Source organism: Pedobacter sp. BMA (genome assembly GCF_001027745.1).
Classification (GTDB): domain Bacteria; phylum Bacteroidota; class Bacteroidia; order Sphingobacteriales; family Sphingobacteriaceae; genus Pedobacter.
In genome coordinates this window covers 42,418-63,239 of the sequence record NZ_LECU01000012.1, presented here as the reverse complement: position 1 = coordinate 63,239, position 20,822 = coordinate 42,418, and the positions used below count along the sequence as shown (strand labels likewise).

The window sequence follows — 20,822 nt, the reverse complement described above, 5'->3', positions numbered from 1 at the left end:
TTTTATTTGAAAATGTTTGTGCCGGTTACAAAATTGAGTTCAGCTCTGGCATTCATTCTGTTTTGCTGAAGCTTGTTGAGTTGAAGTGTGTTTTCTTTATAGGAATCGAATAAATCCAGAAATTCAATGAGGTTGATGTTCCTGTCTTTAAAGTTTTTAATCAATGCGCTGATGAGCTTGTCAAAATCAGTACTAAACGATGGATCGACTTCATTACAGAGCTTTTCATTTCTGAAAACAGTTTTATAAACGTTGAATATTTCATTCTCCAGAATAGATTCCTGTTTTCTGATATTGTTTTCAGAAGCGTCGATTCCGGTCATCGCTTTTTTAATCTCTCCCTGATTGCGGTTAAAAAGGGGTAAAGGAATTTTTATGCCCAATCCGGTATATTTTTCCGGATAATTACCCTTAAGATCGTAACTCAGCGAGAGTTCTACATCGGGGATAGCCATGGCTTTCTGAAGTTTAAGGTTCATTTTCTGGTATTCCAGATCAGTGCGGGCAAGCTTTAAATCGGAGCGGTTTACCCGGGCAGAATCGATTAACGACTGATAGGAGAGGCTGGTAATCGGTGGATTATTTTCTGGCGCTGGAAGTATGAGTTTAATACCGCCTGAAGGTGCTAATCCACAAATTAATCTTAAATCTTTTTGACTGTCTTCAAGTTCATTCAATACAGCTATTAGTTCTGTTTTGAGATTAATTAACAATGCTTTGATCCTGATTACTTCTTTCAGCGCAACATTGCCTGTTTTCAGCTGTACTTCGTAAGCCTTCAGTAACTGCGTGCTGGCGGCGATTTGTTGCTGATAAACAGCTACTGACTGTTGGGCAAAATAAGCATTGTAGAAATTGTTGTGTAATTCAAAATTAAGTGTCCTGATCAGATCGAAGTAGGCAAATTCGGCCATTTTAACTCCAAACTGCGCTATTTTAATATTCTTATTCCGCTTACCTGCAAGTTTAAATAACTGTGCAACTGAACTGGAAAATTGTCCGTATTCATATGAGGTTTGAAGGAATTTTTTGGTTTCGTGGTTGTAAAAAAGATTCTCGTGTTCGAGTTCAGGATTATCCCACAATCTGGCGGTGATGATGTCCGCCCTTTCCTGGTCGATCTGAAAATTACTCGCCAGTAAATCATAATTCTGTTTCCGGAACAGATATTCAGCCTGTTTGATATTTAGTTGTAGGGTATCCGTTTGTGCAAGGCTTTTTCCAAACTGTAGTGCCAAAAACACCACCAGCAAAAAACATATTCGTCTCATGTAGCAAAGCTATTTTAGCCACATTAAAGGAGGATTAAACCCGAATTAAAGGGGAGTTAAAGCTTTGGGAACTTTAGGGTAAAGGTTGATCCGGTATCTTTGTTATCCGATATTTCAATGTTGCCATGAAATAGCTCAATAATTTTTTTTGTCATATACAGCCCCATTCCTTCACCTTTTAGCCCGGCTTTCTCTGCTCGGGTATAAAAGGCTTTAAAAATTTCATCTTTTTCTGCTTTTGGGATTCCAATACCCTGATCTGTGATGGTGATCTGGATGTGCTGATTATTTTCCCGGAGCGAGCAGACAACCTGACGGCCATTGGAAAATTTAAATGCGTTAGAAATAATATTGTCTAATGCAATCTGTAGCAGAATTTCGTTTGCTGAGATATATGCCCCCTCATCATGCGTTAGTATTATATTGAGTTCAAAGGGATGGCCTTTATCGGTTTGCCATTCCTGTTGGGTTTTTTTGAGTACTTCGCTTAGTGAAATGGGGGATGTTTGTGATTTAATCAATTCAAGATCCATCTTAGCTAGTGCCAGGAGGCCATTAATCATGTGCTCCATCTTTTCGGCATCTTCAAGAACAGAAGAAAGTACCTCCCGGTAAGCGTTTATCTCACGGTCTTTGGAAAGCGCAAGTTCAGCTGTCATCATCAGCCTGGTTACCGGAGTTCTGAGCTCGTGCGAAGCATTGGCAACAAAGCTTTTCTGGAGAATAAAAGCCTGTTCCAGTTCATCCATCAGGTGGTTAAAACTTTCGGCTATCAGGTTAATTTCATCTTTATTTGTGGATTTTCCCAGCCTCATTTCCATGTTGCTTGCATCGATCTGTTTCACCTCATTAGTCAGATTTTTGAGTGGCTTGAGCATTTTCTCTGCTATCCATCTGCTTAATACCAGCACAATAGCCGAAATTAAAATAAATACAAAAATCATAATTTTAAGCAGCTTGCTTAAACGGTTATGCGATCCCTGATCATCAGCCGAGGCAAGGATTACAAAGTCGCCCTGATTATCTTTATAGTAAATTCCAACTACTTGTCGCTGGCCATCCACGTACTTCAGGTTGCCATTTTTCCTCACCTTTTCTATGGTCGCTTTTGTCCAGTACTGGGTTGTATCGCCAATAAATGTGGCCCTGTTTTTATAATCGTAAATCCGGGTCACCTCGCCAGTTAATTTTTGCAGGTATTTATGCCTTGCAGTGTTTAAGGCATCCCGGCTAATTTCATCAGCCTCTAAATAAAGTTTTGCGGTAACCATAGTGCGGTCTGTAAGCCGTTCAAAAAAATCGGCCTGCAAAAACTTCATGAAGGTAAAGTAGATGACACAAAGCACAGCCAGAAGCATTGAGGTAGTAATCAATGTAAAGTAAAGTGCAATGCGGTCTTTGATCTTCATTTATTTTAAAATATAACCCATGTTTATTTTGGTGTGGATGAGCTTCCGGTCAAACCCTTTTTCAATTTTTTTTCTCAGAAAATTAATGTAAACGTCAATCACGTTCGTCCCGGTTTCAAAATTGATATCCCAGGCTTTTTCAGCGATAAACTGCCTCGAAAGCAGGCGGTTTGGATTCTTCATGAAAAGTTCAAGCAAGATAAATTCCTTTGCGCTAAGCTCAATAACGATGCCGCCCCTGCTCACTTCCTTACTTTCTGTATTGAGGCATAAATCTTCAAAACAAATCTGGTGACTGTTTGTACTTTGTGCCTGACGTCTTAAAAGCGCATTTACCCTTGCCAGAAGCTCCCTCAGGTGGAAAGGTTTAACCAGGTAATCGTCAGCACCGGTTTCCAGGCCCGTAACCTTATCTTCAATGCTTCCCATGGCTGTAAGCATCAGTATTGGTGTTTGCTGATCTGTTGTTCTGATTTTTTTGCAAAGCTGCAAGCCGTTAAGGCCTGGCATCATAACATCAATAATGAGCAGGTTAAAGGCCGAAGCTGAAAAGAGTTGTAAAGCACTTATTCCATCTGCTGCCGATAGTACTTCGTACCCATTTTCTTCTAAAGCTGACTTCAGAAGTGCTGAAATTTTAGGATCATCTTCTGCCACTCCGATTTTGAACATAAACAAAAATAAGGAACCAATCTTAAAAGGAAGTTAAAAATATTGGCTATTAACGTAGGGGCTTAAAACTTAACACGCCCTTCCGAATTAAAAAAGAAGTTTCATAAAGAGGATTAGATACCATTAAAGGCACTTTATAATAAATGTTACGAAAACATTTAAAAATATTCTATCAAATACATAGACTTAATGTATATTTGACACTATCTAACAACGCCCGCTGTTGTCGCCACTCTCAGAACGTTAAAAAAGAAATACTCGTGTGTGATAAAACACGATTGAAATCCCTTCAATTTTAGATGTTGAAGAATAGAAAGGAGGATATAAAGCAAAACATAAATACACATAAAAAAAGGGAAAATAGAATACATTTTCCCTCCGATTACAAACATTTAACCGGCTATCAATTGGCGTTGCGCGCCGGTCAAACTATTCCATGAATCTTGTTAAATTTATGAAAATTGCTGGAGACTGTCAACTTAAATATCCTCTTCAGCATATCATAATTAGCACAAACTATTATAATTATGAAAATCAGCGGAAAGTCCTGGAAGGACTCTCAAAGCTCATTATTGAACAAACCTTTTTTGCTGACCGGAATAACAGGATTTCTTCTGTTAACCTCATTGGCTTCGTTCTCAGCACTGGCTAAAGGAAATAATACTGAAATCAATCATACATTTCATACCCACTTACTACCTCCCTTAAAGCGTAAAACCATCAACGCGATTACCATACAGGGAAAGGTTGTGGATGAGAAAAAGCTTCCACTTGCAGGCGTAAGTGTCAGAATAAAAGGCACTAAGCAAGCGGTATCTACCGACAATAATGGTGATTTCAGGTTGCTTACAGAACAGAATGCTGCCACTTTGCAGTTTACCTACATCGGTTATAAACCCAAAGAAGTGCTTTATACCGGACAAACACTGACAGTTCAGCTGGAGCCAGAAAGCAACTCCCTGCAGGAATTTGTAGTTGTAGGTTATGCTACTCAGAAAAAGGGAAATGTACTGGGTTCGGTAGCTAGTTTCGATGCCAAAGCCGTTGAAGAAAAACCTATTGCCAGAGTAGAACAGGCACTCATCGGCCAGATGTCGGGCGTACAGGTAAGGCAGCAAAGTGGGATGCCTGGCGCAGCACTCAGCATTCAGGTGCGTGGTGCGGGATCTATCACTGCCGGAAATGAACCACTTTATGTGCTTGATGGTTTCCCGTTAGACATCGCCAGCCAGAATTCGGGAGGTGGTATTACCAATAGTCCCCTTGATAACCTTAATCCTAACGACATTGAAAGCGTTCAGGTGCTTAAAGATGCTGCCGCAGGTGCCATTTATGGTTCTCGGGCAGCAAACGGAGTGGTAATTATCACTACCAAAAAAGGGCTTACCGGAAGCGCAAAAATCAGTGTAAATGCCAATGCCGGTATTGCCAGTGTATCTAGAAAAGTAGATATGCTAAGTGCAGACGAATGGGTAGCCCAGGCTACACAACTGGCAAACGCAGCCTGGGTAGCTTCGGGCACCGGCAGAACAGCATCGCAAACCAATGCACAGAGAGCGGCTATCCTCGGACTTGCCGCAGGTACAATCAATACCAGTTACATGACCGATCCACGCTGGGCCCAGGAAGGTCATCCCGGCCTGGATTATGTAGACTGGCAGGATGCCATTTATCAGAATGCCCCATATCAGAACTATGAAGTTTCGGCAAGCGGAGGCTCGGAAAATGTCCACTATTTTATCTCAGCCAACCACCTGAATCAAAACGGAATACTTATCAATTCCAACTATAAAAATTATGGTTTAAGAGCCAACATAGAGGCCAATGCCAGTAAAAAACTCAAATTCGGACTTAACCTGGCGCCCTCTTATTCTGTAAACAACGCAGCCCCGGGAGAAGGAAAAGACAATCAGTTAATGAATGCCCTTCAAATGGTTCCTATAGTTGAAAGTTCAGTGGGGCTAAATACCGGAGCTTATGGCAACAGTACCTATACCTGGGCAAGCCCGAGGCTAATTAGTCCTTACGCTTATCTGGAAACCGCAATCAATACCATTAAAACCTCCAGGTTATTAACATCCGTTTATGGTGAATATCAGATCATCGATGGGCTGTCGCTAAAGTCGACCTTAAATTATGATAATATCGACCGCAATAACTCGCAATACAAATCTGATCAGGTAACCGTAGGTGCCGCTTCAAGCCTGGCCTCCAGTCCGGGATTATATTCAACCGGAGCTTATATTGTAAACAAAAAACAGAATTTCCTGAATGAAAACACCTTAAGCTATACCAAAACCTTTGCCGAAAACCACAAGCTTACTGCGCTTGCAGGGGTATCCTATAACATTGTTCACCTGGAAGGCGCAAGTTTGGCAACAGCCGGCGGTTTTGCCAATGATATTGTAAAAACTTTAAGTAATGCCATTGCAAACTCAGCAGGGGTAACCTTAACCGGCACCTCTACCGAATCGAATAATACGCTGTTTTCATACTATAGCCGCTTGCAGTATTCTTATAAGGATAAATATCTTTTCTCAGGAAGTATCAGAAGGGATGCATCATCTAAATTTGGTTCAGAGAACCGCTGGGGTACATTCCCTTCACTATCTGCCGGATGGAAAATCTCAGAAGAAACCTTTCTTAAAAACGTTAAAGCGATCAGCGACCTGAAGCTTCGCCTGAGCTGGGGTAAATCGGGTAACAACAATATTGGCGATTATAACGCCATCAGTACCCTGATTAGCTCCAATTATGTTTTTGGTGGAAACACGCCAACAACTGCAACAGGACAGGTGGTTTCCGGTTTAGCAAACAAAGCTTTAAAATGGGAAACTTCCAGCACTTACGATTTAGGCCTGGATCTTAGTTTATTAGCCAACAGGATTAACTTCACTTTTGATGCCTATCATAAAAAGAACACCGACCTGCTTTTAAATCTGCCAGTACTTTCAGCAAGTGGCTTTAGTACAAGTCTCCAGAATATTGGTGCGGTAGTAAATACCGGTTTGGAATTTAGCCTTAATACCGTAAACATCAAAACTCCCGATTTCCAGTGGACGATGAATGCGAATATTTCCTTCAATAAAAACAAGGTAACAGATCTTGGCCCAACACATGCAGATATTCAGATTGCTTCAGCATACAGCGGAAGTAACGCCCCTTATTTATTAAGAGAAGGTTTGCCTGCATTCAGTTATTACATTACCAAAACAGATGGCATATTAACTGCTGCAGATATCGCCAACCCTGGTGTGGCCAAGGTAACCGGTCAGACTGTGGGCGACGCCAAATATGTAGACAGCAACGGCGATGGAAAAATCACTGCCGCAGATCGCGTAATCGGCGGACAGCCCACACCAAAATATACCTGGGGATGGTCAAACAACTTTAAATACAAAGGCTTTGACCTGGGTATTCAGTTATATGGCCAGCATGGAGGCTCAATCCTTTCTTACCTGGGCAGGGCAATCGACTTTTCGGGAAGCACAACGGCCAATGTTTTAGGTGTGTGGAGAGATCGCTGGTCAACCACCAACCAGGATTACAGCGCAGCAAGAGGGAAACTCGGAGCAAGTTATACCTATCCGCAGGTAACATCAGACTGGGTTTACTCAACCGATTTCTTCCGAGTGCAAAATATCACCCTCGGTTACAACCTTAAAAAACTCATTAAAACACCTTTCATTTCTTCGGCACGAATTTACCTCGCTCTCGAAAATTATTTCTCTCACGATAAATATAAAGGAGGTGCAAATCCCGAAGCGCAGAACACCAACGTGAGTGGGGATACCAGTTATGCCATATCGGGCGATTACGGTTCACTGCCATTGAGTAAAACAGCTTCAGTTGGTTTAAACATTGGTTTCTAATAATGATTACAGAAATGAAAACGAAAATATATTTAAGTCTTTTTTCGCTCTTGCTCATATTGAGCAGCTGCGATAAACAATTGGATCAACTGCCGGTATCAAGCCTGGCTACTGAAAATTTCTTTACCAATAACAACGATTTCCTGCAGGCCGTAAATGGTGTGTATTCGCAATTGAGCAATTACCCAAGCCAGGCCCTATGGTTAAGTGAAATGCGCAGCGATAACTTAAACGCTACCTCTGACGGTAACCGTGACTGGGACGGCATTAATAACTTTACACCCGATATTGCTACAACAGGTTTTATTTCAACCGCATGGAAAGCCAACTTCAACGGTATTTATAATGCCAATACGGTTTTAGCTGCCTTAGAAAGTAAGGGAAGTATTTTAACAGTGGCCAATGCAACGCGCTATCAGGCAGAGGTTAAATTCCTCAGGGCATTTTATTACTTCTCGCTGGTGCGTACTTTTGGACAAGTGCCGTTGATATCTACTGTAAAAAGCGCTGCTGAAGTGGCCACAATTCCACGCAGTCCCGTTGCCGATGTATATGCACTCATCGAGTCTGATCTGCAATTTGCAGCAAGCAATTTACCTGCAAGCTTTACCGGTACCGATTTGGGGCGGCCAACGTCTTATGCCGCCAAAGGGCTTTTGGGTTTGGTTTACCTCACCAAATCAGGCCCTACCTATAGCATTAACGGTCCGGGGCTAAACAGTAACGAATACACAAAGGCAGCAGCATTATTTGATCAGATTATCACGGGAAGCCCCTACAGCTTTGGAACCAGCTACACCAATATCTTTTCCTACGCCAATGAAAATAACAGCGAGGTGGTGTTCGATGTGCAGTTTGCCTCAAGTTTAAATGGTGCCGGTTTTCCATCACATTTGGTACCAGTAGCATACTGGACGGGGCAGGGAATTTCAAATAGTTATGGTAATGGCTACGGGGCCAGTACTTTTCCGGTTTCAAAAAGTCTGGTGACTTCCTATACCACCAATACGGTAAGCGGAACAGACCTGCGTTACCCTTTTAATGTAGCCACAACTTACACAGTTGGCCCTTTTATCAAAAAATATATCGATATTTCGAAAAAAGGTACAAGTGGAAAAGACTGGCCGATTAATTTTATTGTGTTGCGCTATACCGATATTTTAATGATGAAAGCCGAATGTATTTTACATGGTACTGCCGGAACACAGGCCGATGTGGATGCTATTGTAAATCGTGTGAGAGCAAGGGCGGGTATAGGCAATATATCCAATGTTACCATCGAAACCCTGATGCAGGAGCGGCAAAGGGAGTTTTTAGGTGAAGGACTGAGATGGAACGACCTGGTAAGATCAGGACTGGCAGTAACGCAGATGAATACCTGGAGAACAGCTGATGCCATCACTAAGATAAATCCCATTGTAGCCAATTATGTGATCTATCCGGTTCCGGCAAGTGAACTGCAAACCGTTCCAGGCTTATACACCCAAAATCCGGGTTATAATTAGCGTTAAGTCCAAATGCATATAAATTGAATAAATATGATGATAAAGAAATTATTGCCTTTCTGTTTGATGCTGATGATGAGCAACATGGTATTTGCTCAGCAGCAGAGCGGCCAGAAACCTAATATTGTTTTCATCCTTGCCGATGATTTAGGCTATGGCGATGTGGGCGTTTACGGACAAAAATTAATTCAAACGCCTAACATTGATAAACTCGCAAAAGAGGGAACACGATTTACAGATTTTTATGCCGGTGCACCCGTTTGTTCTCCTTCCAGAGGATCGCTGTTAACAGGCCTGAATACCGGTCACGCCACCATTAGGGGTAATGCCACCGACCATGGAGGCATTGCAGGCAAAAAGGGAAAGAATGTAGTTTACCGTGCTAACCTGACAAGAGACGATTACACTATCGGAAACCTGATGCAGGACGCTGGTTATGAAACATCACTGGTGGGTAAATGGCATGTTGATGGCTATGATTCGCTGGCTACACCGCTGCAACGTGGTTTTGATAAATTCTCAGGCTGGCTGATTAATGTTCCCGAAACTTATGCCAGTACTTACTGGCCCGAAAAACGATATGTAAACGGAAAGTTGATTACCATTGAGCCTAATACCAATCAAAGAAAAGGTTATTACGAAACCAATTTATGTACCGATGAGGCACTGGCCTATCTGAAAACAAAAAAGGACAATAAAGACCCTTTCTTTCTGATGCTCAACTTTAATAATCCACATTCTCCGCTGGATGTGCCCGATCAGGCGATCTATAAAAATAAAGACTGGCCCGAGGATATGAAAACCTATGCAGCCATGGTTTATTATCTAGATCAAGCCGTTGCAAAAGTTAAAGATTATCTGATTAAAAGTGGTTTGTCGAAAAACACTATAGTGTTTTTTGCTTCTGATAACGGCCCGCGTTCTGAGCCAACTTCCCAGTTAAAGGCCGTATCAGAATTTTTTGATTCCAATGGTCAGCTTAAAGGCTATAAACGTGATGTTTATGAAGGTGGTATCCGCGTGCCTTTTATTGCCTGGGCACCCTTTATTAAAAATGCCCCTAAGGTGAGCCGTGTACCCGGTTACTTTGCCGATATTTTGCCCACTTTCGGAGACATAGCAGGCAAAACTACAGGATTCAAAACTGATGGATCAAGTATTTACCCTGCAATTAAAGGCGAAAAAAATAAAGAAGACCGGTTTTTATACTGGGAGTTTTTTGAACAGGGATTTGAGCAGGCTGTACGATATGGCAAATGGAAAGGAGTGAAGCGGCACAATAAACTGGAACTTTACAACCTTGATAACGACATCGGCGAACAGCACGATCTCGCTGCCGAACAGCCAGAGGTGGTTAAAAAGATCGAAAATTATTTGCTAACTGCCCGTACTGAATCCCCATACTGGTCGGTGAAATAATCGGGTTCTTTTGCTTGAAATTCAAGTCTCTGTTTCGCAATGAGAAACAGAGACTTGAATGATTATAACATATTAATGATTGCCCGATAAGACGTACTTCGTTTTAATAGCTTACCCTGACAATAAGCCTGAACTTCAAAACGGATTTTATGTACTTTATTTTTTTCCAGATTCAGGCTGCAATAAGGAATGAAAATAAACGGATCTCCTTCATTACTCAATTGTAGCGCCTGATCTTCCATGCATTGCATCACACTATTACCTTCGCGATAAAGTTTAACCTTCAAAATCACCTCTTTTCCACATCTGTTATCTATTTTAAACTTAGGATAGATCATCATTCCCTTAGAGTTCTCGTAAAGCTCATTATGCTCAATTTTAGCAGTAATTTTCTCCGCAATAACTGGCATTATCTCCTCATTTACATCGCTTAATGCGGTAGCAATCTCAAGGTTAGAATTTGAGGCATTCTGTTTGCTTTGTGCAAAAACAGATATGCTCATCACTAGAAAGAAGAGCGTAAAAATCGTTTTCATTGATTAAAGTAACAGATTTTTAACGACAAAGTTTTGACCATTTTGTTCAATAGCCCTAAAGGGCTATCGCTAATTCGGGCTCTGGCTTCAATTATTATAGCCGAAATACATTCTTTCTGTATGCTCTTAATTCATTAAATATTAATCACTTAACCTAATTTTTTTCTTAACCATTTACGAATAGGCTGATCATACCATTTCAATGTGGCATAGGCCAGAATAATCGATCCGGTTAAAATTAGCAAGGCATAAGGCCAGGCTTGTACAATTGTTGTGCCTTTATGGTTGCTGATCCACGCAACATAAAAATATACCAGCGGATAATGCACCAGATAGAGTGGATAAGATATATCCCCTAAAAATTTACAAATTCTTTTCTCCGCATTACCTTTAATGATTTCGCTGGAACCAAGGTATACAATCAATGGGAAAATAAAAATGATACATACGGATTCGTAAATCCCGTTCATCCAGAAATGTTCCCCGCCACCAATACGCGGCATATATAACACAATTGCAATTAAAACGCTACACCACAAAAATGCATTTTTAATCCGTGTTGGCTTTGCCACACGCGAAAGCAACAAACCAGCAAAGAATGGGTACATCGTGCGGACTATGCCCACCTTCACCTGCTCCACATTCAATGTCCAGCCGCCACTAACATCGCCATTGGTAATAGCCAGGTAAGCCAGCGCAATCGCAGCAATGACAACTAATATACTTAATGCATTTTTAGAAAACTTCCTGATCCAGACAGCATACAGGATGTTGGCAATATATTCAAAAAAAAGCGACCAGCCCACACTGTTCAGCGGATGCATCTCTTGCCAGCCACGGATATCCAGCGACAATGGAACTGGAAGTATGGTATAGCCTATTAATAGCACCAATAGCATTTTCCATAAAGGTATGGTATGAATAAGTGGCCATATTGTAGAATCCGTAAAATAGAATCCGATTGCACCTAGAGTCATACCTAAAATCACCATAGGTTGAAGACGCTCTAAACGGCGTTTCATGAAATCACCAAAGGTCATTTTAGGCCACTTGTCATCATAGGCATAGCCCATTACAAACCCAGATAGTAAAAAGAAAAAATCTACCGCCAGGTAGCCGTGATTGACCAGGATATCCAGATGTCCGGTTCCAAGTGGTTCTGTGAGGTGAAAGGTGACAACGATGATGGCTGCGATGCCACGAAGGCCATCTAATATCGGGTAGTGCGGTTTGGTGATTAGTTCAGTGTTCAAACTGGTTCTCATAGGAAGCGGTAAAAACTGCAATTTGTAAAAAATATTTAAGATTTCAGTTTTGGTATTTTGGTTTAGTGATTTTTATAAAGGGCGTATAAACCAGAATGGAATATCCTTGAACGTAATGATTCAATTCCCGTATTTTATTTCAACTGGCTTATTCGGAACATCAATAATGATGCTGGTCTGTCAGTAATGTTACAATCCATTGTTCCGCTTTGTTGTTCATTAGTCAAAAAGAAATATTATGTGGATTATATGGGCGGTACTAGCCGCAGTTTCGGCGGCGGTGGTCATTGTGCTCACTAAGGCAGGACTGAAAAATGTTGACCCTAGTCTAGCCTTTGCCATTCAGGCGGTACTGATATTGTTGATTACCTGGGGTGTGGTGCTTTACCAGGGGAATTTTACTTCCTGGAAAGCAATTGAAAAAAACGCGTGGATTTTTCTGATTGCTGCAGGTATTTTTACTTCGCTCTCAACGCTATTCTCTTATAAGGCATTGTCTATGGGACCAGCATCTTACGTGGCTACGGTCGAACGGATGTCTCTTGTTATCGCCATTGTGCTCTCTGTTATTTTTTTAAAGGAGAAATTAACCTGGCAGATTGTAATAGGAGGAACAGTGATGTTGGCGGGAGCCGTACTGATCGCTCTGTCCGACCAGGGTGAATGACCCTTTCTGTCCAGCGTCTCTCTTCTTGCATGGGGGTTATGAGAAATCTAGATACCCGGCGCGTTGACTTCGCTGATGAAAATATCTCGCTGGCATACTCTAATTTCTTTAAGTGAGCTTAGCGGATTCCAAGGTAGCTATGAGTTTCAGTACTTCGAATTTTAAGCATTTTTTAAGGTAAAAAAAAATGGGCAAACCAAACAGAAATTTGATTTGCCCACTATGGTAGCGGGGAGCAGGATCGAACTGCCGACCTCAGGGTTATGAATCCTGCGCTCTAACCATCTGAGCTACCCCGCCGGGTAAAAAATATTTGCTATATTATCAAATATTTTAGGTGGTTATTTTTTGGAGTTGCAAATATAGAATAATTTACCTTTCTTTAGAAAAATAAAATAAAAAAAATTAAGTCCGGATTTATTCTGGTAATGAATTAACATGGCAGATAAGAAAAAATTTACGCTAGAGTACGAGGTTAAATCGTCACCAAGAATATTGTATAGTTTTATTAGTGAGCCTAATGGCCTGTCGCAATGGTTTGCCGATGATGTTATTTTCCGCGATCAGGTTTTTACTTTTACCTGGGATGACGAGCAGCTAAAAGCCAAGCTGGTTTCTATAAAAGAAAACAAATTAGTAAAGTTTAAATGGCTTGACGACGAACCTCAATGCTATTTTGAGATGGAAATTGTTCAAGACGAACTTACCAATGATGTGGCGCTCTCCATTACCGATTTTACAACAGACGACCTTCTGGCAGAAAAAAAATTGATATGGGACAACCAGATCGATTACCTTATTAGCGTTTTAGGTGCATAATAATAGCTGCGCAATGTTTACCTTTGTAAGGTGAAAAAAATACATCTTCTCTTAATAAAAGCATTCATCAGACCCTTCATTGCCACATTCTTTGTGATGATGTTCATTCTTTTGATGTTTTTTTTATTTAAGTGGATAGATGACCTGATTGGTAAAGGCTTCGAATGGTACACCATTTTAGAGCTGATGTATTACGCTTCTGCAGCCAATGTTTCCATGGCCTTGCCACTATCAGTACTCTTGTCTTCAATCATGACTTTCGGTACCCTTGGCGAAAACTACGAGTTGGTGGCCATCAAATCAGCAGGGATATCTTTACAGCGTGCAATGAGGCCATTGCTGGTTGTGATTTTGATGCTCACCATTGCTTCCTTTCTGTTCTCCAATTACATGTTGCCCAAGGCCAATTTAAAGTTTGGCTCCTTGCTTTACGATATACGAAACAAAAAACTTTCTTTTCTGATCAAACCTGGCGTATTCAACAATGCAATCCCCGGCTATGCCATTCGTGTAGACAGTAAAGATGAGGATGGAATGCTACATGGCATTATGATTTATGATCATAAGGATAACAATGGTATCCCGAAGGTTATTTTAGCGAAAGAAGGTAAAATGGAGAAAACTGCCGACGGAAAATCGCTTATCCTCAGACTTAAAAATGGCGTCCAGTATGAGGAACAAGCGAAAAATAACGGCATGTACAATCCCCGTCAGGTATTTTCGCGGAGAAGGTTTAAGGAAACAGCACCAGAGTTCGATATGTCTTCTTTTGATGGAAATACAACCGATCCGAATGCTTTCGGAAACAGTACCCCAATGCTTAACCTGAAAGGGCTGGTTAAGAAAAGAGATTCATTGAAGCGTCAGCTGGATACCCTTCAAATCAATACCATTGCCAGTTTCACGGGTAATTTTAAGCAGTTTAATACAACCAAAGGCTACACAAAGTACAAAACCGCCCCTAAAAAAATAGACGATGTTATTCTGAAAGACATACCGAACGGATCGAGGAAACAGAGTCTGGAGAATGCAACCAACGTGGTGGCAGGTATTATGCAGCATGTGCCGAACTGGGCGCCGCGTCAGAATGATTTAACAGGCGAATGGATATTTACGAAGGTTGAATATCAACGTAAGTTTACGCTTGCCGCTTCATGTATCCTTTTATTTTTTATCGGAGCGCCATTAGGTGCAATTATCCGCAAAGGTGGAATGGGTCTTCCCGTGGTAATGGCGATTTCTTTTTTCCTGGTTTACCATATCATCACCACCGTGGCAGAGAAAACTGCCCGAGAAGGAAACCTGAATCCCATTTTTGGTATGTGGATAGCCGTGATTGTGCTGTCTCCGCTGGCAGCCTTTCTAACCTACAAGGCCACAGTAGATTCTGCCCTGTTCGACGTCAATGCGTACAAGGTGTTCTTCGCTAAATTTTTTAAGAAGAAGGAGAAATAAGTTCCCACTACATTTACTTCCAGATGATTATTTTAATCATTAGAATGCTCAATAAGGTTGTACCTTTGTGCAAGCAAACATCAATGCTTCTAGGCTTTTGAGGGCTTGCGACATTATGCTTTAATAACAATGCAAACAAAATTAAATACAATAGAAGAAGCCATCGCCGACATTAAAGCCGGAAAAGTAATCATTGTTGTAGATGACGAAAATAGAGAAAATGAAGGCGATTTCTTAACAGCAGCCGAAAATGCTACGCCAGAAGTAATCAACTTTATGGCTACTTATGGCAGAGGCTTGATTTGCGCACCACTTACTGAAGAGCGTTGCAAAGAATTGAATCTTAACCTGATGGTGGGAAAAAATACAGCAGCATATGAAACCAATTTCACCGTCTCGGTAGATTTGGTTGGTCATGGTTGTACAACTGGTATATCAGCCAGCGATCGTTCTAAAACGATGTTGGCTTTGGTAAATCCTAAAACCGATCCGGAAGAACTGGGCAGACCAGGTCACATCTTTCCTTTGATTGCCAAAGACGGTGGAGTAATTCGCCGTGCAGGTCATACAGAAGCCGCCGTAGATTTAGCACGTCTGGCCGGTATGAAACCTGCTGGTTTGTTGGTAGAGATTTTAAAAGAAGATGGCGAAATGGCTCGTTTACCTGACCTCTTTAAAATTGCCGAACAACACCAGTTAAAAATTATTTCTATTGAAGATTTAATTGCTTACCGTTTAAAAATCGATAGTTTAATTAAACAGGAAGTAACAATTGATTTGCCAACAGCCTGGGGTGATTTCAAAATGACTGCCTACACGCAGTTGGATAACAATGCAACACACCTGGCCATATCTAAAGGTACCTGGAATCAGGATGAGCCGATTTTAGCCCGCGTACACAGCTCATGTGTAACCGGCGATATATTCGGTTCCTGCCGTTGCGATTGTGGCCCTCAGCTGCACAAAGCGCTTGAAATGATTGAGAAAGAAGGCAAAGGCCTTGTAGTGTACATGAATCAGGAAGGAAGAGGAATTGGATTAATCAATAAACTCCGCTCATACAATCTTCAGGATGCCGGTTTTGATACCGTTGAAGCAAATATCAAACTGGGTTTTAAAGGAGATGAACGCGACTATGGAGTAGGCGCACAAATATTGAGATCTGAAGGTGTAACGAAAATGCGCCTGATGACCAACAACCCTACTAAAAGAGCTGGACTAATAGGCTATGGACTGGAAGTGGTCGAAAACATCCCGATTGAAATTGCAAGCAATAAACATAACGAACGTTATCTGGCCACTAAGCGTGATAAAATGGGACATTCCATCATGAAAGGATAGTCACTTAGTCAGAAAGTTCTGAAAAGAGAAAAGGGTCGTCAATTTAATTGATGACCCTTTGTTTTATAACCTGGTTTTGCGATCCTGAATCAGCTAATTATCTTCTCGGATTATTCTTATTCTCATTTATGATGGCTTCTTTATTGATCGATTTGTTGGTTTTTACCGGTGCCTGATCTTGCCTGCGCTTCAAGCTTCTGCGGTAAGAACCGGAAATCTTTTGAATGAACTCCTTAAAAGTATCAAACTGCTGTGTGTAAACTAATCCAAAAGAAGTAACATTTCTGGCCTGATCAATGCCCGGGTTCGCAAACACACTTTGTATGGTAGGAGGCTTATTCGCAATTTTACTGGTCAGACTACCATCCTTTCTGATCAGAAACACTGCTTCAACCTCACCGCCCACATTACTTTTGGAGAAGTCCAGCGAGAGATCGCTCAGACTATTGCGATCTACAATACCGGCATTGATAATTAACCTGTCGTTGAATAGTTTTACCGATGCACTTGCTTCGCTCAGAGAACGAACGTTAAGGTCAACAAAATTTAAGTTTAATGATGATAATACATTGTTGAACTGGTTAAACACAAGTTCGGTAGCTGTACTGGCCGCTGTAGAGCTCAACTGGTTACCAATTGATTCTCCACCGTTGCCAGGTGCAAAGCTTCGTCTGATGATTAAACTAAAAGCCTGAAGGTTCAGATTATTCACATCACTGAAATAAGTTTGCAACTCTTCTTTAATAGCTGGTTGAGCAGGGAAGTTAATGTCCAGTTTAATATCTGGTTGTAAAAGTAAACCCGTAAGGCCCATTTCAACCTCTGTATTTACACGCTGGTTAGCATTACTACTGGCATCACGGTTGGCTGCCTTAAAAAGATCGCTTAGGTTGGCCCTTAATGCATAAACTGCTTTTAGGTTGATCTGAGCAGCAGTAGGGTTGCCTGTCCACCTGATCGTTCCGCCCTGTCTGATTTCGAATTTTTTATTGATCACTTCCTGAGCCGTGAAATCAAAACTTCCTGATTCAATAATGTAGTCGCCAGACATTTCAAAATCGCCCAGACTATTAATGTTCAGACTTAAGTCTGCATTTCCTTTTCCGCTTAAATTTCCTAAAGTGGTATAAATGTTGGCTGTAGTATTGGGATCAATGCTCAGCTTAAAGGTTAAGGTCAATCCATCAAAGTTCGTCGTCTTTTTAACCGTCGCAGCCGATGAGTCCCTGCTGATGAAATTAATGAAATCCTTATCTGATACCGTTTCTGAACTGTTTAACGGCAGATTGAAAACTGTACCTTTTTCTGTTTTGGCATTGATGTCAATTTTCATCTTGCTCGTTGGCCCGTTAAATTTGAATACACCTGTTCCATAAGCCTTCCCGTAATAAATCGAATTGTCTTTCGCAGTTGTATTCAGCGCCATTAAATTGTCCGCTTTCAGACTTACATTTAGCGTAGGGTCATTAATGTCATTCAAATCAACCGTTCCGGATTCCACCATACCTTTATGGCCTTCAAGGTCACTTAATTCAAAATCTTTAAGCGTAATGACACTATTGTCAACTTTTACCTCATTGCTGATCACGTAAGTCGTTTTGAGGTAGTTGACCATTAGTTCAGCCTTGTCCAGGGCAAGCGTTCCATTAATCTGTGGCTTATCAAAACTTCCTTTTACTGTCAGATCAGCCGATATATTCCCCTTTAAGTTTGATACCAGCTGCTTAACAAAAGGTTCAAGGATGGTAAGTTTACTTTCATTCATCCGTAAATTCAGGTCAATCTCCTTAGCTTTCAGATCAAGATTTCCGGTCAGCTTGAAAGTCTCGGAATTTTCTGTCACTACACGGGTGAAAATACTAACCTTATTGCTTTCACTATTGAAGGATGAAGTATCGGTAAGTGTACCGATATAGATATCGTTGAAATTTAGGGAATCTATTTTAATGTCGTCATTTACCCTCGGACCTTTTAATATGCCATATAGATTGGTTTCACCATTAACAGCCCCGCTCAGTTTCACGCCAAATCCTTTGGTAAAAGGGTTTAAAGTTTTCAGGTTAAAATCCGTAAAGCCAACCTTAATCAAGTCTTTCGGGTCGTTAGAGATCAGTCCATCAATGGTAAGCTGCTGTGAACCGTTCGTCAGGTCGAAATTGCTAATTTCCGTTTTACCATTATTAAGTACAATACGAACTTTTTCCTGAATCCGCCACTCCTCGCTGTTGATTTTCAAAATCGACGGAAGGATACTCAATCGTGCAGTCGTATCCTGGTTTTTAGTAAACTCAACCAATCCGTTTAAATCAAGCTGATTGGCCTCATCAGAATTCGACATCTTCACGTTGAAAGCCAGGCTGTCATTCCGCAGGATGTTCGAAATGTTTACATCTTTGATAAACAGACTATCATTAAGTTGAACACGGTCTGATGTAACAATAAGTTGAAGTTGCTCAGGAGTAGTATTTTCATCAAGAATGATATTATTTACCACGATGCCGTTATACTTCAGCGTCTTCACGTAACCATTTAAAGTAGCCTTATTATTTCTCGAATCGAAGTCGCCAATTAGGGTAGCACCATCGTCCAGGGTCAGTCCGGGTGATATCAGTTGCGCCAGGGCCTCAAATTTTTTGATCTTCAGATTAAATTGAAAAATCTGGTTTCTATACTTGATAATGTCAGCCTGTAGCGATGGGATATAGGTTTTGGCTATCGCTTTATAATAAGATACGATCGAATTGAGGTCGTATTCTCCAACTATACTGGCATCGAGTATATCCGATTTGATAACTAAATTCCTGTTCACACCAGTGCCGGCAGCCATTAATTGAACCGAATCTACATTGTAAGTGCCTTTGGGGTTTTTCAACGTAATCTCTTGAATGAGTAAATTCCCTTCTATATTGTTCAGATCGGTTCCCGAAAAATTAGTGGTAAATTTTGCATCAACCATTAATGAATCTTTCATCAGTTTCAAGGCTTTTAGTTTTGCCTTCGAAATGGTTGCATTAAAGTTAAATACAGGAAGTTTAGGATTTAGGTTTACCCCTCCGTCAAAAGCCAGTTTAATATTCTTGTCATTGATGCTTAGCTTGCCATCAAAGTATTTCTTATCAAATGTACCATCGATTTTAACGTTACGGTAGCGATAACCATTAAAGTCAATATATGCGATGTCGCCATCAAGTTTTTCAGTCAGGTTTTTAAGCTCCGTTCCTCTTCCTTTTACATTTAATGATGAAGTGATACGGCCAAGGCTACGCTCATCAATTAAATTACCGATATTGAAATCATAAGTTTTAACACTTCCGGTATAAGATGGCACATCATTTTTGTCGATCTTCATGTTAACATCCGAAACAATGCGACCCAATTTGGTTTTGAACTCCCCATAAGCGATAAAGTCATCCTGAAAACCGGTGAAATTACCGTTAAAGTTAATGTTGCCAAACTTATTGATAATTACAGGAATGAGTTTCTTTTTGCTGTTGGTAATGCCTGCCAATACCTCGTCAAGATCTGTTTTATTGGTGCCTGCCATTTCTATTTTCAGGTCCATGAAAGTTTCCCGCCACTTCGGAAGCCCTTTTAAAATGAAATCTCCCTTAATATAGGTCGCTTTACCCGCTTTAACAGAAAGGTTTCTTGCCCTTAAATTATTTACCAGCCCTGTAATTTGTCCGTCAACATCTAAATCAAGTTTCATGTCCTTAAGCTCCGGAGCAAAAAATGCCACATCTCTTGAGCTAAGGTGGCTGTCTTTAAAAACAGCTTTCATTCTCACGTTATCAATGTAGTGGTTAAAATCGCGGTAGCCCTTAAACTTCATTTGATAATAGTTGGTCAAACGGCTTTGGTTCGTTTCCAGCAACAGGTTTTTCAATTCAATGGCATTGCTGTCAATAGTAGTCTCAGCGGTTAGGTTTTTCAGGTAAAAGCCGCTTTTCTCTTTTAAGGTTAGGTTTTTGATATTCGTTTTTAGCAGGTGGGTCTTCATATCAAGGCCCTCAAAAATCCCACTGAGCTCTTTTACACTTACATTATCAAAGTTGACAGCGCTACCTTGTGCGGTATCTTTTGCCGCAAAATTCTTATAGCGAAAAGCAAATTTATTCAGAATTAAACGCGCTAAACTAACATCAAATGGTTTGCTTTTCTTTTTCTTTACAGTAGGTTTACCCGAATCAAAATAATCGATGATGAAATCGAGGTTAGAAGACTTATCTTTGAAATCCTTTAGGAAAAATTGTCCATTGTTAATTTGAACAGTGGTGATGTCAATAATTTTCTTGTCGATGGATAGCTGATTGATATCGACCATGAATTTAGGAGTACTTAATAAAGTATCTTTTTGTAGGTCTAGTACAAGTAAGTCTTCAAGTACAACAGATTTAAAAGGCTTTATGTAAAGACTTTTGATAGATACGGTTGTTTTAAGCTCCTTAGATAGATATGCAGCAGCCCTTTGCGCAAAAAAAGTTTGCACGGGCTTAAATTGTAGTGAGAAAATGATTAGCGCAAGCAGCAAAATTATTGATGCAATTACCCAAAGGAGTATTTTAAATAGTTTTTTAATAATTTTGCAGCT

General features: G+C 40.7%; 13 protein-coding genes and 1 tRNA gene. 7 read left to right on the top strand and 7 right to left on the bottom strand.

Annotated features, from left to right (window positions below; translation table 11 throughout):
- Positions 1 to 2: 2 nt before the first annotated feature.
- Genes AB669_RS21225 through AB669_RS21215 form a run of 3 tightly spaced genes read right to left on the bottom strand, consistent with a single transcriptional unit; the run spans position 3 to position 3,352 of the window.
- Positions 3 to 1,271, bottom strand: coding sequence for a TolC family protein (locus tag AB669_RS21225; protein ID WP_047801380.1), 1,269 nt, complete (start codon positions 1,269 to 1,271; stop codon positions 3 to 5).
- 56 nt (positions 1,272 to 1,327) lie between these two features.
- Positions 1,328 to 2,680 carry a HAMP domain-containing sensor histidine kinase gene (locus AB669_RS21220; RefSeq protein ID WP_047801379.1) on the bottom strand — a complete coding sequence of 451 codons (1,353 nt, stop codon included), beginning with the start codon at positions 2,678 to 2,680 and terminating at the stop codon, positions 1,328 to 1,330.
- Positions 2,681 to 3,352: a response regulator transcription factor gene (locus AB669_RS21215; RefSeq protein ID WP_047801378.1), complete on the bottom strand. Its 672-nt coding sequence runs from the start codon at positions 3,350 to 3,352 to the stop codon at positions 2,681 to 2,683.
- A 527-nt stretch (positions 3,353 to 3,879) separates the two neighbouring features.
- Here AB669_RS21215 and AB669_RS21210 point away from each other — a divergent pair.
- Genes AB669_RS21210 through AB669_RS21200 form a run of 3 tightly spaced genes read left to right on the top strand, consistent with a single transcriptional unit; the run spans position 3,880 to position 10,148 of the window.
- On the top strand, positions 3,880 to 7,224 hold the full coding sequence (locus AB669_RS21210; RefSeq protein ID WP_053058533.1) for a TonB-dependent receptor: 3,345 nt from the start codon (positions 3,880 to 3,882) through the stop codon (positions 7,222 to 7,224).
- A gap of 14 nt (positions 7,225 to 7,238) precedes the next feature.
- The gene (locus tag AB669_RS21205; protein WP_047801390.1) at positions 7,239 to 8,729 is read left to right on the top strand and encodes a RagB/SusD family nutrient uptake outer membrane protein; all 1,491 of its coding nucleotides are present in this window, start codon (positions 7,239 to 7,241) and stop codon (positions 8,727 to 8,729) included.
- Positions 8,730 to 8,762: 33 nt separating this feature from the next.
- Positions 8,763 to 10,148, top strand: a complete 1,386-nt coding sequence (locus AB669_RS21200; protein WP_197082465.1) for an arylsulfatase — start codon at positions 8,763 to 8,765, stop codon at positions 10,146 to 10,148.
- A gap of 62 nt (positions 10,149 to 10,210) precedes the next feature.
- Here AB669_RS21200 and AB669_RS21195 read toward each other — a convergent pair whose 3' ends face one another.
- Both AB669_RS21195 and AB669_RS21190 read right to left on the bottom strand, forming a co-directional pair.
- Positions 10,211 to 10,684, bottom strand: coding sequence for a hypothetical protein (locus tag AB669_RS21195; RefSeq protein WP_156166827.1), 474 nt, complete (start codon positions 10,682 to 10,684; stop codon positions 10,211 to 10,213).
- Between the two features lie 149 nt (positions 10,685 to 10,833).
- Complete coding sequence (locus AB669_RS21190) at positions 10,834 to 11,949, bottom strand: acyltransferase (protein ID WP_047801375.1); 1,116 nt, start codon at positions 11,947 to 11,949, stop codon at positions 10,834 to 10,836.
- 238 nt (positions 11,950 to 12,187) lie between these two features.
- Here AB669_RS21190 and AB669_RS21185 point away from each other — a divergent pair, with 238 nt between their 5' ends.
- The gene (locus AB669_RS21185) at positions 12,188 to 12,616 is read left to right on the top strand and encodes an EamA family transporter (protein WP_047801374.1); all 429 of its coding nucleotides are present in this window, start codon (positions 12,188 to 12,190) and stop codon (positions 12,614 to 12,616) included.
- 223 nt (positions 12,617 to 12,839) lie between these two features.
- Here the strand turns inward: AB669_RS21185 and AB669_RS21180 are convergent.
- Positions 12,840 to 12,916: transfer RNA gene (locus AB669_RS21180), tRNA-Met, on the bottom strand.
- A gap of 138 nt (positions 12,917 to 13,054) precedes the next feature.
- On the opposite strand from AB669_RS21180, the gene AB669_RS21175 reads away from it, so the two are divergent.
- The 3 genes from AB669_RS21175 (at position 13,055) to AB669_RS21165 (ending at position 16,231) form a co-directional block, all read left to right on the top strand.
- Positions 13,055 to 13,435 (top strand): START-like domain-containing protein, encoded by a 381-nt coding sequence (locus AB669_RS21175; RefSeq protein WP_047801373.1) that lies wholly within the window; start codon positions 13,055 to 13,057, stop codon positions 13,433 to 13,435.
- Between the two features lie 30 nt (positions 13,436 to 13,465).
- Positions 13,466 to 14,890: an LptF/LptG family permease gene (locus tag AB669_RS21170; RefSeq protein ID WP_047801372.1), complete on the top strand. Its 1,425-nt coding sequence runs from the start codon at positions 13,466 to 13,468 to the stop codon at positions 14,888 to 14,890.
- A 129-nt stretch (positions 14,891 to 15,019) separates the two neighbouring features.
- The gene (locus tag AB669_RS21165) at positions 15,020 to 16,231 is read left to right on the top strand and encodes a bifunctional 3,4-dihydroxy-2-butanone-4-phosphate synthase/GTP cyclohydrolase II (protein ID WP_047801371.1); all 1,212 of its coding nucleotides are present in this window, start codon (positions 15,020 to 15,022) and stop codon (positions 16,229 to 16,231) included.
- Positions 16,232 to 16,328: 97 nt separating this feature from the next.
- Here AB669_RS21165 and AB669_RS21160 read toward each other — a convergent pair whose 3' ends face one another.
- Positions 16,329 to 20,720: a translocation/assembly module TamB domain-containing protein gene (locus tag AB669_RS21160; protein WP_231582728.1), complete on the bottom strand. Its 4,392-nt coding sequence runs from the start codon at positions 20,718 to 20,720 to the stop codon at positions 16,329 to 16,331.
- Positions 20,721 to 20,822 lie beyond the last annotated feature (102 nt).